The 14,047-nt window shown below is 64.5% G+C and carries 13 protein-coding genes; 9 read left to right on the top strand and 4 right to left on the bottom strand.

All coding sequences use genetic code 11. From position 1 onward, the window contains the following. Positions 1-26 precede the first annotated feature (26 nt). The 4 genes from KO538_RS12940 to KO538_RS12920 form a co-directional block, all read right to left on the bottom strand. Positions 27-1,292 carry a DUF6445 family protein gene (locus tag KO538_RS12940; protein WP_219328529.1) on the bottom strand — a complete coding sequence of 422 codons (1,266 nt, stop codon included), beginning with the start codon at positions 1,290-1,292 and terminating at the stop codon, positions 27-29. Positions 1,293-1,338: 46 nt separating this feature from the next. Further along, positions 1,339-2,070 carry a hypothetical protein gene (locus KO538_RS12935; protein ID WP_257620331.1) on the bottom strand — a complete coding sequence of 244 codons (732 nt, stop codon included), beginning with the start codon at positions 2,068-2,070 and terminating at the stop codon, positions 1,339-1,341. A 33-nt stretch (positions 2,071-2,103) separates the two neighbouring features. Next, on the bottom strand, positions 2,104-2,928 hold the full coding sequence (locus KO538_RS12925) for a hypothetical protein (RefSeq protein ID WP_219328527.1): 825 nt from the start codon (positions 2,926-2,928) through the stop codon (positions 2,104-2,106). Positions 2,929-3,003: 75 nt separating this feature from the next. Continuing rightward, on the bottom strand, positions 3,004-4,398 hold the full coding sequence (locus tag KO538_RS12920) for a caspase family protein (protein WP_219328526.1): 1,395 nt from the start codon (positions 4,396-4,398) through the stop codon (positions 3,004-3,006). 175 nt (positions 4,399-4,573) lie between these two features. On the opposite strand from KO538_RS12920, the gene KO538_RS12915 reads away from it, so the two are divergent. The 9 genes from KO538_RS12915 (at position 4,574) to KO538_RS12875 (ending at position 14,022) form a co-directional block, all read left to right on the top strand. Continuing rightward, positions 4,574-5,338, top strand: a complete 765-nt coding sequence (locus KO538_RS12915) for a hypothetical protein (protein WP_152546476.1) — start codon at positions 4,574-4,576, stop codon at positions 5,336-5,338. After that, a complete protein-coding gene (locus KO538_RS12910; protein WP_219328525.1) occupies positions 5,335-6,360 on the top strand; it encodes a hypothetical protein in 1,026 nt (341 codons plus the stop codon). The genes KO538_RS12915 and KO538_RS12910 overlap by 4 nt, the downstream gene beginning before the upstream one ends. Positions 6,361-6,387: 27 nt before the next feature. Further along, the gene (locus KO538_RS12905) at positions 6,388-7,257 is read left to right on the top strand and encodes a hypothetical protein (protein WP_219328524.1); all 870 of its coding nucleotides are present in this window, start codon (positions 6,388-6,390) and stop codon (positions 7,255-7,257) included. Position 7,258: 1 nt separating this feature from the next. Next, positions 7,259-8,899, top strand: a complete 1,641-nt coding sequence (locus KO538_RS12900) for a hypothetical protein (RefSeq protein ID WP_257620330.1) — start codon at positions 7,259-7,261, stop codon at positions 8,897-8,899. Then, positions 8,874-9,785 (top strand): glycerophosphodiester phosphodiesterase, encoded by a 912-nt coding sequence (locus KO538_RS12895; protein WP_219328523.1) that lies wholly within the window; start codon positions 8,874-8,876, stop codon positions 9,783-9,785. Before KO538_RS12900 ends, KO538_RS12895 begins: the two co-directional genes overlap by 26 nt. A gap of 31 nt (positions 9,786-9,816) precedes the next feature. Then, a complete protein-coding gene (locus KO538_RS12890; RefSeq protein WP_219328522.1) occupies positions 9,817-10,395 on the top strand; it encodes a hypothetical protein in 579 nt (192 codons plus the stop codon). 126 nt (positions 10,396-10,521) lie between these two features. Further along, positions 10,522-11,547 carry a LacI family DNA-binding transcriptional regulator gene (locus tag KO538_RS12885; RefSeq protein WP_083292894.1) on the top strand — a complete coding sequence of 342 codons (1,026 nt, stop codon included), beginning with the start codon at positions 10,522-10,524 and terminating at the stop codon, positions 11,545-11,547. Beyond that, positions 11,547-13,034 (top strand): sugar ABC transporter ATP-binding protein, encoded by a 1,488-nt coding sequence (locus KO538_RS12880; RefSeq protein WP_219328521.1) that lies wholly within the window; start codon positions 11,547-11,549, stop codon positions 13,032-13,034. Before KO538_RS12885 ends, KO538_RS12880 begins: the two co-directional genes overlap by 1 nt. Beyond that, positions 13,015-14,022: an ABC transporter permease gene (locus KO538_RS12875; RefSeq protein ID WP_219328520.1), complete on the top strand. Its 1,008-nt coding sequence runs from the start codon at positions 13,015-13,017 to the stop codon at positions 14,020-14,022. The genes KO538_RS12880 and KO538_RS12875 overlap by 20 nt, the downstream gene beginning before the upstream one ends. The last annotated feature ends 25 nt before the right edge of the window (positions 14,023-14,047 follow it).

The following is a 14,047-nucleotide window of genomic DNA, read 5'->3' as shown; positions in this document are numbered from 1 at the left end:
GCGTAATCCGACAATTGCCCTTACACTCAATCCGGTACTTCAAAGAAAAACAACTGCACCAATCGCCCATTCTCCGGCGTGTCGCCAAACACATTGCTGATCGAGTGAAAGTAATGGCCCTTGTACACGATCAGGCGGTTGTGGCGCATCGGCACTTCCAGCAGGGCTTGCCAACTGTCGCGCTGTTCCTGCAAGTCGTTGAATTTCTGCACTTTACTGTTCGGCAGCCAGCGTTTCTGGAAATCCTTGAAGCTGGCGTAGCCGCCCGCTTTCACGTCCGCTTCGGGTAATCGCCGGTACCAGCCACTGGGCTGGTGGCGCCAGAAGGTGGTGCCGCCCTGGCATTGCTCGGGCGGGTTCAGGTACAGCACGCCCGCATAGAAATTGAAATTATTGCCCGTCTCGTTGTCCACGTGGATATCGGTGCGCGCCATGGCGTCCGCATAGCTGAGGCGGTAGGAACCGTTGTCGGGTGAAATGAAACGGATGGGGCGGCCCAGCGCCGTGGCGATGCGCTCCATGATGGCCTGGCTGGGCTGGCCCGCCGTCTGGCTGCCTGGATAGTTTTGCCCCGCATAGCGCTGCTGCTCGAACGGCAACGCCAGTGCTTGCACGCGCCAGGCGGCGGGATCGGGCAGGAAATCGTCGAGGATGTGCAGGTCCGTTTCGCGCAGGAAATCGTGCAAGCTTGCCGGCACGTCGGGCGCCGTCAGCCGTTCCGTGTTTTCCGTGCCAGGGCTGGCAAAGCCGATGCGGCACGTTTGCGCCAGTGGCGCATGCAGCGCCAGGCCTTGCGCGTAGCGTTCCAACGCCAGTTCCTGCTGTCCCGTGCGGTAGTACAGTTCGGCCAGTCCCTGCAGTGTTTGCCAGCGCTGCGGACGCAGGGCGTGAGCCCGTTCCAGTTCGGCGATGGTCTCCATCAGCCGCTGTTTTCCCATCAGCAATTCCGCATGGCTGATGGCGAAATCATGTTCGTGCGGCGCCAGCCGCGCCGCCGTGGCGTAGCTAGCCAGCGCCGCCTCGCTGTCCGTGCCGCGCAGCACGTTACCGAGGTTGTAATGGAACAGGGCGTTGTCCGGTTGCTGCTTGAGCGACAGTTTCAGCAAGCCCAGGCCGATGGCGCCCTGGCCCAGCTCCAGCATCGCCAGGCCCTGGAAATGCTGGGCTTCGGCCAGGGCCGGGTTCAGTTTATACGCGGCCTGGTAGGCGTTGATCGCCTCGATCAGCTTGCCTTGCTGCTGCAGCCCTTGCCCGTTTGCCAGATGTTGTTCCGCCAGTGTCTGTTCGCCCATGTCACTATCCCGATGCAATGTGGCGAACAGTGTAACCGAGCCCGTTCTACCGTGCCTGACTGACGGGAATTTCTTCCCCATTCAGCTTGATCGCCACCTTGACGATCTGCGCCTTGACCTGGTTGCTGGCCATGTCCGCTTCCTGGGCGTAGGCATATACGACGATGGCGAAATCCTTGTAGCCGCTGCGCGCCGCTTCGATCTTGCGCGCCGCCTCCTGGTCCACTTTCAGCAGCGAATAACCGTCGCCATTCGTGAACGCCAGCTTGTAGTCGCCGTTGTCGTACATGTAGTAATACGTGCCCGCGTCGGCGAACTTGGCGGGGAAGGCGGCCTTGTCCATGGCGTACGGCGACAGCGCGCCCTGGCCATTGATCTGGTAGCGCAGGTAGCGCTTCGCCTTGGCCTCATTGACCTTGGCGTCGATCTGCGGTTTCAGGGCGTCGAGCACTTCCTGCTTGCGGAAGGCGTCGTTGCTGCCCGCATATTCGCGCGAAATGCGCTGTGCCACGGCCGCATAGTCGGGCGGCACGCCGGACAGGGCGAGGTAGCTGTACATCAGCTGGTGGCCGCTCGTGATGTCGACATAGCTGGACGTTGGCGTGGCAGCGTCCGCTTGCGGCAGGCTGGCTGCTGCCGCCTTCACTTGCGCCTTGGCGGCCATGTCGGCGACATTCGCGGCGACGGGAGCGGAGGCGGCCGGTGTGGCGGTTTCGGTCTTGCCGCAGGCGGACAGCAGGACGGCGATGGCGAGCAGGGCTGGGAGGGTACGTTGCATGATATTTCCTTCAATGAATGTGTAAGAGGTGAATTAGCCGATGGTTTTACGTTTGTATTCGCCGACGCCGTAAGCGGCCAGGACGATGGAAGAGGCCAGCACCAGGTAAAAGCCGATGCCAAACGAGAGGCCTTGCCACACTTGCCCCAGCATTTCGCTGGCCATCTGCTCGGCCATGCGGGCCGCGCGGGTGCCCATGATGCCGCCCATGGCGCTGCCCGCGTCGCTGACGGCGCCCTTGATCTTGATGAACAGCACGCTGCTGTGGATGACGATGAACAGCAGGGGCGCGCACTTGCCCAGCGCCGCTTTCGGATGGCGGCTAACCATGGTGGCGCAGCATCCGGCAATGGCCAGCAGGAAGAAAAATTGTGCCGAGGTAAAACCGCCGCCGCCATCGCGGGCAAAGCTTTCCAGGCTGTCGGCGGACAGGCCCAGCAATTGCCAGTAGGTGCGCGAGACGGAAGCGAACAAACGGATGCCGATGGTGTTGAAGATAAAAGCGCCGGCGATCAGGACGCCGAGGCTGGCCAGCACCTTGATGCCCAGGGCGGACACGGCCTGGCCCCACAGCTGCTGGCTTTTGTCGCGCGCCAGTTTCGCCGCGCCGGCCATCTCTTCCTGCGCCAGTTGCTGCGTTGCCACGGCGCTGACGGTGGCGAGGCTGCCGGCCTCATCGAAGCGCACGTCGACGACGGCGTTGATGGCGGGCGCCACGTCCGAGCGCCAGTGCGTGGCCACGTCGAACGCATGTTGAATGCCGGCCACGCTGACGGAACCCTGTCCGCTCGGTTGGTAGGCGAGGATGCGGCCACGCTGGCCGGTGGTAATGGTTGCTGCCGTGCTCGATGGTTGCATGAGATTTCCCTGGTCACTGTCATGCTCTATTGCATGTACCCACGGATAACGGGGGCAGTTCAGGGAAATCTAAAATTATTTTGAATTATTTTTTGGCGGCTGCATCATGTCCTTGGCGGCGCCCTGGTAATCCTTCATCAAGCCCATGAAAGCATCCTGCAAATGCCGGGCCGCATCCTGCGGCGGCGCGCCCGTGCGCCGCGCCAGGTCGAATTTATACGCATGGGCGGGGCTGTAGCCCGCCTGCGAGGCGGCGTCCAGCAGCACGCCCGCCCGTTTCAGCGAAGCGGGATCGCCCTTGACCATCAGCAATTCCGCCAGATAGGTCTGGGCAATCGGAAAATCTTTCGCGGCCGCCTTTTCCAGCCACTGCATGCCGGCCTTCGGCTGCTTGATGCCGGCGTCACCGCCGCCGATGCCATAGCCGAGGGCCGTCAGCGCCACTAAATCTCCGCCCCGTGCGCGTTTTTCCAGTTGCTGGCGGGGAAACGGACGGGCCGCGATCTGCATGCGGATTTCATAGTTGATGTCTTGCAGTACATTGCCTGGCCACACCTTGACGCCGGGTGCGGCCGGCTTTGCCACCGCTGGGGCAGGCGCGCGCACGCCGCCCTGGCCTTGCGCACCGGCCAGCACGCCTGGCGTTGCCTGGCTGACGCCCTTGCCGCTGCCCATGTTCAGCACCAGGCGCGCCGACGTCTCGCCGAACGACACGCGCGGTTTTTGCACCTCGTGCGTCATGGCGGCAACCCTGGCCGCCACTTGCGAAAACACATCGCTCATCGGCAAGCCCGGAGCATCGAGCGCGTCGAGCAGGGCGCTTGTGTAGGGGCTGTTGCGCGAATCGGGCGACCAGAAGTCGCGCGCCAGGGCGCCGGGACCTGACGAATAGGCGATCACCACGCCGCGTGGCGCGGCCGTATCAGCAAAGCCATGGCTGGCCGCGTTGCCACCGCCGGGAATCGCCACGGCGCCGCCCCGTGTATATTCCTGGCGGCAAGCGTCGAGGATCAGCACGGCGCCGCGCGCGCCCGTGCGCTGCAAATCACCGGCCAGGCTGGAAACGGACACGCCCTGCGCGGCGATGGCGGCCGCGCTCAATGCATTCATGTTCGCGCCCAGCGGCAACACATAATTGGCTTCGCCCGCCTGCGCGCCGTGGCCCGCGTAAAACACGAGGGCGATATCGGCGCCGCGCGCCTGCGTGGAAAACTCGGCCGAGGCCTTTTGCAGCTGTTGCGCATTGATGTCCGTGCGCAACAGCACGTCAAAGCCCAGGCGGCGCAGGCGCTCGGCCATGGCGCGCGCATCGTTCACGGGATTCAATAGAGGCTGCGGATAGGCCGCATTGCCGATCACCAGGGCGATGCGCTTGCCGGGGCCGCTGGCGGCGTTGCCCACGGCCGCCTGCACGACGTTACCGCAGAGTAAAAAGATGAGGCTCAAAAACAGGGGAATCAGGCGATGCATCGGCGTCTCGGGAATTGTCGTGAAAGTAACAAAAGTTAGCGATTTTTACTGTGATATGAGAAAATTGCTTAAATGCATTTTACCTTACTGACAAGTTTCTCTTGTCTGGCCAGCGCACGGTGCGCATCGTCGCCGGCCAGTGGCGCGTGCCGCCCAACACACGATCGGACCGGCTTTGCAATCGGAACAATTTGAACGGATTCATGCTTTCTGGACCCGCCGCCAGCAGCTGACACAAGGCGAACTCGGCGAGTTTTACCAGCGCGTCATCGCCGCGCTGACGCCGTGCCGTCCGCGCGAGGCGGCGTCGCTGGGCGACTCGCTGGCCGACTTGCGCCACCAGTTCTTCATTGAAAAAGTCCTGCACGGCGACAGCGAGGCCGCGCCCCACCACATCGGCGCCCTGTTTTTGTACTTCAAGCGCTTCATCATCGACCAGTTGCGCAAGCAGCGCGATGACGAAGATGCCGATGCGCAAGAAGGCTGCGAGCTGCGCGCGCCCGATGCGTATGCGGAACCGCTGCGCGACTACCAGCTCACGCCGCAGCAAGTGCGCGACGCGGCCGACGTGTTCATCACCACCTTGCCGCACGACTTGATCTTGCTGCTGCGCCATTGCGGCTGCGGCGGCATGCCCGTCAAGGAACTGGCCGAACAGATCGCTTCCGCGCATTACCACGGCGGAAAATTAGGCCTGGTGCACAGGCAGAAGGGCGAGGCCAATAGCGCGGGGCGACAGATCGTCGAGCCGGCCCACCGCGCCACCTTACTGGGCAGCTGGGTCTTGAACCTGCTCAAGCTGCGCGTGGGGGACGCCCTGGCCGCGCGCGATATGCAGGCGGCGCAAATAGTTTTGGATATCTTGTGCGTGGCCGCGTTATCCCTGCACATGGACCCCGCGCCCATCCACCCGAACACTGATGAAAGGCCATCGGCATGAACGCATTGACGCCCTCGCTGGCCATCGTTGCCGCGCGCCTGCCGTCGCCTCCATCTTCCGCTGAATTGCTGGAGGGGGACGTGGCGGGCACTACCCCCGACTGGCGCGGCATCGCCGTGCCGGAACACTTGATGGAGCGTTTTGCGCGCCGCAGCGACGCGGCGCCGCTGGCCGCGCGGCCCATCGCCGGCGGGCAGATTCACCTGCTGGCGCGCCTTCCCGGCTTTGGCGCCGTGCTGCTCGACGCCTGGGACAGCACGCGGCAGCGCTGGCGCGGCTGGCTCGTCACGCCGGACACGGCATATGCCGATGCCTGCGGCCTCGTGGTCGAGGAGCGCGATGCGCCCGCCGACCCGCGCGCGGGCCTGGTGCTGTGCGACATGCCGGTGGCCCTGGCCGTGACGGACCTGGGCGCCTGCCTGGGCGTGTTCAGCCAGGAGCGCCTGCAGGCGGCGCGCTGGCTGGAGCTGCATGGCCGCGCGAATGGCGCCACCGCGGCGCCCGGCGTGATCGCCCGCGTGGCCTTGCCCGGCGATGATTACGCCTTGACCGGCACACCGCTGTCGAGCGAGCTGGGCAAGGATGGCCGCGTGGCTTACCGGCAACTGCTGCGCCAGGGCTTGCAGCAATTGCAGATCGCCTCGGCCGATGCCGCCGCGCCCCAGGTGAAGACGCCGGTGACGGCGGCCAATGCCAACCGCTGGCTGAAGCTCGTCACGGCCGTGGCCGCCAGCGTGATGGTGGTGCAATCGGCGTGGCTGTTCCTGCCGAAAGAGGGCGCCGTCGTCGGCAATGCGGAGTTCCGCAACGGCGGCAGCGGCGTCGAGACGGGCGTGCGCACGCGCGTGCTGTTCCGCGCCGAGGCAACGGAGGCGGAAATCCGCACCTGGCTGCAGCGCGAGCAGCTGGAAATCGTCGCGGGACCGGACACCCTGGGCGCCTTCACCGTGCTGTCGCGCAACCGTCAGAAAGTCTTGCCGCCGCCAGGCCCGGGCAATCCGCTGGCCGTCATCAATCCCTGACCCAGAAATAAGAGAAAGTTATCAAGCATGACAACGTATAAGAACTTTGCATCCGCGCACTGGCGCACATTGATCGCCGGCGTGGCTGCCGGCGTCCTGTTGACGGGCTGCGCCATGACGCCGAACGGCCGTGGCGGCGTGTTGATGGGCCTCGATACGGCCGAGCTGTTCGGCACGCCGATTTCCACCTTCCGCCTGCGCGACGGCACGGAAGGGACCTTGCGCAAGGATCCGCAAGGCAAGTATTCGATCAAGCTGTCGCAGGCGTTTCGCGTCGTGCCGCTGGCCAACGCCATCACGGCCCGCGTGGCGCGCGTGGAAAACGTGGGCGAGCGCACGGTGGTGATCGTGGAAACGCAGGAACGCGGCTGCGCCTACCGCTATGAAGTGCTGGCTTTCCAGGGCACGGACGTGCTGCAGTGGACGGTCGGCAATTGCAAGGACCGCCCCCGCGTGGACGTGGCGGCCGATGGCAAATCGCTCAATATCGACTTCCCCAACTACAACCGCCTGTCGCGCATGATCTACACGGACAACCGCCTGCTCAACGCCAGCGTGGCCGTGCCGCCCGGCGTCGATACGCGCGCCCAGCCGTTTGCCGACGACGCTTTGCGCGGCACGGGCCCGGCCATCGCCACCCTGCCTGGGAGCGGCAGCGACAGCGGCCGCGTGATCCCGGCGCCACCAGCACCGGCATCGGCCCCGGCGCCTGCCGTCGCGCCGAAAACGGGCAGCCGCGCCAGCGCCAAGCCGCGCCGCCAGGAAACCGCAGCCAAGGTGGCAACGCCCGCCGCCATCAGCCTGCCCGCGCCGCGTGCCGCAGCGGCTGCTCCGGCGGCGCCGATGATCTTCCAGGCAGAAGAGATCAAGCCCGTCGTCATCGATTTGAGGAAATAAGATGGCCGCGAGCTTGCGCAGTCTGCAGATCCGGCAGACCCTGATCCTGATCGTCCTGACGATCATGTATTTGTGCTTCGAGCTGGGCTTCAATGCCCGTTTGCTCGACGTGGTGGGCGGCGACGTCAAGCCGCAGGACGTGGAAGGCGTGGAATTCTATGGCCGCAGCCTGTCTGGCATCGCCGCCGCGCTGGTGGTGCTGCAACTGATGTGGCGCCGCCGCCTGAAGAACAATGGCAGCGGCCCCAGCTGGAAAAAGATCATCTTTTGCTGTGTTGCCACGGCGGCGGTCGTGTTCGGCATTTTGAAGACCACGGTCACGGTGCTGGTCGAAACGCGCGATGCGCAATTTCGCCGCCTGGCCTTCAACACGACCCTGATGCAGCGCTCGCTGGTGGGCGGCAGCCTGCAATTACAGGGCCTGGTCGATGACGCCACCCTGTTTGCCAAGCCCGAGGGCAAGGCCTTCCTCGCGCTGTTCCCCTTCCTGGCCGTCTCGGTGGGCCACCTCGATGAGCGCATGGAGCCGGCCAAGGAACAGTTGATCAATTTTAATGTCCGCAAGATCGCCGGCGGCGCGGCCGGTTACTATGACAAGTATCAGAAGGCGATTGGCGAAGTGCACGACAAGTGGAAACTGTATTCGGGCATCATTCCCGACGACGATGCGGGCTTGCGCCAGCAGCAGGAAACGGCGTGGAACGATTACCGGCAAAGCCTGTCGCGCCACGGCTGGCAGCCGCATTCCGTGCCGACGCGGCGCAAGGCGGCCGTTGTCAACAATGTGCGCAAAAAGGTGCCCGTGTCGGCCAACTGGCACCCTGCCGACCAATTGAGCTTCCGCGCCGCCGTCAAGCGCCGCTATGCGTCGGAAGCGGCCAGCAAGGGCTTGCATATCAAGGGCGACCGCATTCCGCCGGGCTTGTCCTTCGCCGCCTTCGTGGCGCGCCCCGGCATCCAGGCCGTGCTGCGCGACGGGCCGGATGGCGGCGATGGCAGCGAAGCGAGCAAGGGCTTGCGTTTGCCCAAAGGCGCCGTGGTGCAGGACGCGTATGCGAGCCCGGCCGAGTTCAGCCGTCTGTTCGACCAGTTCGCCGCGCGCCAAACGGCGGAAAAGCTCGTGGAATACCGCGCCAGCCGCAACGACTTCGAAGTGGGCGGCAAGTACTTTGAAGAGGGCAAGGAAGCGGCGCGCGCGGCCATCGTGCCGCCCGTCGCCCTGTTCTTCTCCTTGCTGGGCGCCATCGGCCACTTCTCGAAATTGCTGTACCTGATCGCCACGGTGGGCTTGCTGGTGCTGGCGGCGCGCCGCGGCGAGCAGGCGGGCGCCGATGGCCAGCTGAGCCGCCGTTCCGCCTGGATCGCCACGGGCGTGCTGGCTGGCGCCTTCCTGGGAACCTGGGGTATCTTTACCCTCTCGGACAATAATGTCACGAAGAGCGAGCTGTTCCGCCAGATGCTGGACTGGAACCGCCAGGCCGCCGACGACAGCACGCGCTGGCAAATCGCCGGCAAGGGCTTGCTGGCCAATATCACGCACGTCGTGGCGGTGGGGCAGGGCTACAGCTACCCCGTCAACGAAGCGATCCGCATCCACGTTTTGCAGGGAATTCACTATGGCTATCATCCGGGACAAAAATAAGGCGGCCGCGCTGGCCTTGCTGCTTTCCATGGCCAGCACTGCTGTCCAGGCCGACTGCCTGGGCATGAAGGTGCACGCCCACCGTGGCGCCGGCAATGCGCCGGAAAACTCGCTGAGCGCGCTGCGCAACACGTATTTCGGCACCTGGGACGGCGTCGAGACGGATTTGCAGCTGCTCGGCGACGGCAACTGGGTGGTGCACCACGACCTGTTGACGGGCAGAGTCGTCGACACGGGTTCGCCCCGTACCGTGAAACAATTGACGGCCGACGACTGGCGCGCCGCCAGCATGAAGAACCGTGGCGTGGCCACGGCGGAAACGCCGCCGTTCGTCAGCGATGTCGCCGACCTGGCCACGGCGTTCCCAAGTAAAACCCTGAACGCGGAAATCAAGGATGTCGTGTCGTCGTGCGCACCGATCGCCACCCTGGTGGGGCAGTTGCGCGCGAACATCAAGCACGGCAACTGGTTCTTGACGTCGGGCGTGCCGAACAACCTCGCGTGCGCGCGCCGCGCCGATCCGCAGGGCTACCTGGGCTTGCTCGTGTTTGACGCGCGCAATGCGCAGGCGGCCGGTACGAACCGGGTCAGCCGCTATATCGCGAAAAATGCCCGCCCGCCCAAGCTCGACAAGCCGTGGCTGCAGCGCGTGCAGCAGCAGATCGGCATGCCCACGGGTGTGCACGTCGATGCGCGCAGCCTGGACGCCAATCCGAATCTGCTCAGCGATGCGGCCAGCCTGAACATGCCCGTCTTCGTCTACGCGGTCGATGGCGACTCGGCCCTGGCCGCCTCGCTGTTGCGCGCGCAGCAGCGCAGCCACCGCTGGCCCAGCGGCGTCATCCTTGACGGCAATCCCGAGACGTTTTGCGCGATGATGCAGTAAGTTTTTTCACTCACCCAGTGCTGCCATGACCATGCCACCATCAACCCCCGCCAACCTTGCCGGCAGCGCCATCGGCGCCATGTTCTTTTCCCTGTTCGGCGGCCTGTGGGTGGCCGGCTGGTGCGTGCAGACGTATGGCGCGCATCCCTTAAGGCTGCTGCCGGTGGCCGCAATCACCGTCTTGCTGCTCATGCTGGCGTGGCGCCAGTTCCGGCGCCACCGCGCCGCGCATGCGGCGGCGGAACAATCGCCGCAGGCCAAGCGCGTGGGCCGGCTGTTCAATGTCGTCAACGCCGGGCAATGGATCGCCATCTTCATCGTCGGCAACGTCTTGAAAAACATGGGCTTGCAGGCGTGGTTCATCCCTGCCGTCATTTTGATCGTGGGCCTGCATTTCTTTCCGCTGGCCTGGCTGTTCAAGGCGCGCCGCCACCTGGCCATCGGCATGGCCCTGTGCGTGTGGGCCGTCGGTTATCCGCTGACTCTGCGCCATGGCCCCCTCGATCCCGCCGGCTGTCTCGGTGCCGGGCTGATCTTGTGGGTGGCGGCCCTCTCCGCCGTGCGCGCCGGTTTTGCCGTGCAGCAGAATGCCTTGCCGCCCCAGAAATAGCTTTTCCAACGGCCCGTACAGGGCCGCTTTTTGCTCATTTTTTGCGCACCGCAGCATCGATAATGTTTGCATCGCGCGCGCGACTGGCTTATAAATGTAATCGATTACATTTTGTTGAAAAGCGCCATGCCTGCAGCCGTCCCATCCCCTTTGCCGACAGAAACCGTCTCCATCAGCGCCGTCGCCGCGCATGCGGGCGTGTCGGTGGCCACCGTCTCGCGCGTGATGAATGAGCAGGCGGGAGTGCGGGCGCCCACGCGCGACAAGGTGCTCGCTTCCGTCGCCGCGCTCGGCTACCGCATGAACCACCTGGCGCGCAGCCTGCGCACGGCCGAGAGCCGCATGTTGCTCACCATGGTGCCTGACGTGGGTAATCCGTTCTATGCGCAGATCGTGCGCGGCATCGATACGGTGGCGCGCGAACACGGCTACTTCGTGCTGCTGTGCGACACGGGCGCCGACGCGGGCCGCGAGCGCTCGTATTTCGACCTGCTGCGCATGCACCGCGCCGATGGCGCCATCTGCCTCGATCCGGACACGGTACAGCATGCCCTGTCGCATGAATCCGTCACCCTGCCGTGGGTGGCGTGCTGCGAGTTCGACCCCGCCGTGGCCGTGCCCTATGTCGGCATCGACAACCACCGCGCCGCGTCCGACGCCGTCGCGCATCTGCTGTCACGCGGCCATACGCGCATCGGCCTGATCAATTCGGATGAGCGCTATCTGTACGCGCGGCAACGCCAGCAAGGCTATCTGGACGCCCTGGCGGCGGCCGGCTTGCCCGTGCAGCCGCAGTGGGTGCACACGGTGCAAAGCCTCGATTACGAAGCGGGCACGGCTGCCACTTTGCGGATGATGGCGCAGCCCGATGCACCGACGGCCATCTTTGCCGTGTCCGACACCCTGGCCATTGGCGTGCTGAGCGCGCTGCGCCAGCTGAACAAACGCGTGCCCGAAGACGTGGCCGTCATCGGCTTCGACGATATCGCCATCGCCGCGCAGATCGCCCCGGGCTTGACCACGATTGCCCAGCCGATGCGCGAACTGGGCGAGACGGCGGCCCGCTTGCTGCTGCAACGTTTGGCGGACCCGGCGGCCAGTGTGCCTGGCGTGCTGCTGCAACACCAATTAATTCTGCGAGGGAGTGCATAGTGAGCGTTGCCGTCGGTTTCGAGGGGGTCTGCAAAGATTTCGGCCCCGTGCGCGTCTTGCATGGCGTCAGTTTCAACCTGTCGCCGGGGCGCGTGTATGGCTTGCTCGGTGAAAATGGTGCCGGCAAGTCGACCCTGATGAAAATCCTCGCCGGCTATGAAGCCGTCAGCGAAGGCCAGCTGCTGATCGATGGCCAGCCCCAGCGCTTTGCCAGTTCGCGCGCGGCGGAGAGCGCCGGCATCGTACTGATCCACCAGGAATTCAACCTGGCCGAACACCTGACGGTGGCGCAAAACATGTTCCTCGGCCACGAAAAGACGCGCGGCTGGCTGCTCGACGAGAGCGCCATGAAGGAAGAAGCGTCGCGCTACCTGAAACAGGTGGGCCTGGACGTGTCGCCCGACACGAAAATCCGCGACCTCATCGTCGCCGAGAAGCAGCTGGTGGAAATCGCCAAGGCCCTGTCGCGCCGCGCCCGCTTCCTGATCATGGATGAACCGACGGCCACCCTGACGTCGTCGGAAACGCAGCGTTTGTTTACCGTGATGGCGCAGCTGAAAGCGGATGGCGTGACCATCCTCTACATTTCCCACAAGCTCGATGAAGTCGAGCGCAACACGGACGAGGTCATCGTCATGCGCGACGGGCGTTTCGTCACGCGCGAACCGACGGCCAGCCTCACGCGCCAGCAGATGGCGAACCTGATGGTGGGGCGCGAATTGTCGGACATGTTCCCGGTCAAGGTGGCGTTGGCGAAAGACGCTCCTGTGTTGCTGAAAGTGGAGGGCTTGTGCGTGCCCGGCTGGTCCAGGGACCTGTCGTTCGAGGTGCGCGCCGGTGAAGTGCTGGGCTTTGCGGGCCTGGTGGGCGCGGGGCGCACGGAATCGTTCGAGGCGCTGCTGGGCTTGCGTCCGCGCAGCGCGGGCACGATCGAACTCAATGGCCAGCCGGTGGACATCCGCACCCCCAAGCAAGCCATGCAGCATGGCATGACCTATCTGAGCGAAGACCGCAAGGGAAAAGGTCTGCATGTGAACCTGGGATTGCGCGAGAACCTCACGATGATGACGATGGAGCGCTATGCACGGCCGTGGCTCGATGTGGCCGGGGAAAAGGCGGCGTTGGCCAAGGCCGTCGGGGATTTCAATATCCGCACGGGTGACCTCGACAGCCGCGCGCGCATGCTGTCCGGCGGCAACCAGCAAAAGCTGGCGCTGGCGAAATACCTGCATTCGGACCCGCGGGTCGTCGTGCTCGACGAGCCCAGCCGTGGCGTGGACGTGGGCGCCAAGCGCGACATTTACTTTTTGATCCACCGCCTGGCCGCCGAAGGGCGCGCCGTGATCGTGATTTCATCCGAACTGATCGAATTGATTGGCCTGTGCCACCGGGTCGCCGTGATGCGCTCCGGCACCTTGCAAGCCACCCTGTCTGCTGACCACCTGACTGAAGAGGAGTTGATTGCCCATGCAACCGGCACGCACTGATACGAGCGTATCCCCCCTGGCCCAATTTGGCGCGCGCATCAAGGGCTTTGGCCCCGTGTTGGGCCTGTTATCTCTGTGCATCGCGGGCACCTTGCTCAATGGCGACTTCGCCACCCTCGACAACCTGATGAACGTGCTCACGCGCACGGCCTTCATCGGCATCATCGCCGTCGGCATGACCTTCGTGATTATCTCGGGCGGCATCGATTTATCGGTCGGCTCCATGGCGGCCCTGATCGCCGGCTGCATGATCTATTTCATGAATGCGCTGGCGCAAGGCGCGGGCGGCGACCTGGCGCCGATCACCATGCTGGTGCTGGGCATCGCCATGGCCCTGGTCCTGGGTGCCGGATTCGGCCTGATGCATGGCTTGTTGATCAGCAAGGGCAATATCGAACCGTTCATCGTGACCCTGGGCACGCTTGGCATCTTCCGCGCCGTGCTGACGTACTTGGCCGATGGCGGCGCGCTGACCCTGGACGCCACCCTGTCCGAGCTGTACAGCCCCGTCTACTACACGAGCGTGCTGGGCGCGCCGATACCGATCTGGATCTTTTTATTCGTTGCCGCGGCCGGCGCCATCATCCTCAACCGCACGACCTTTGGCCGCCACGTGCAGGCGATTGGTTCCAATGAGCAAGTGGCGCGCTATGCGGCCATCAATGTCGATAGAGTCAAGATTGCCACCTACATGCTGCTGGGCGTCTGTGTGGGCATCGCCACGGTGCTGTACGTGCCGCGGCTGGGTTCGGCCACGCCGACGACGGGCTTGCTGTGGGAACTCGAAGCGATCGCCGCCGTCGTCGTCGGTGGCACCGCGCTGAAGGGGGGAGAGGGACGCATCGTCGGCACCGTGATCGGCGCCATCTTCTTGTCCGTGATCAGCAACATCCTGAATTTGACCAGCATCATCAGTGTCTACCTGAATGCCGCAGTGCAAGGCGTGGTGATCATCGCCGTCGCCTTCCTGCAGCGAGGCCGCAAATAAAAACACAGCGGCGTTCTGAAAGGGC

Origin of the sequence: Janthinobacterium sp. NKUCC08_JDC (assembly GCF_019345575.1) — a bacterium.
Taxonomy (GTDB): Bacteria; Pseudomonadota; Gammaproteobacteria; order Burkholderiales; family Burkholderiaceae_D; genus Janthinobacterium; species Janthinobacterium aestuarii.
Note: the sequence above shows the minus strand (reverse complement) of the source record. Positions and strands in the feature narration are given on the sequence as shown.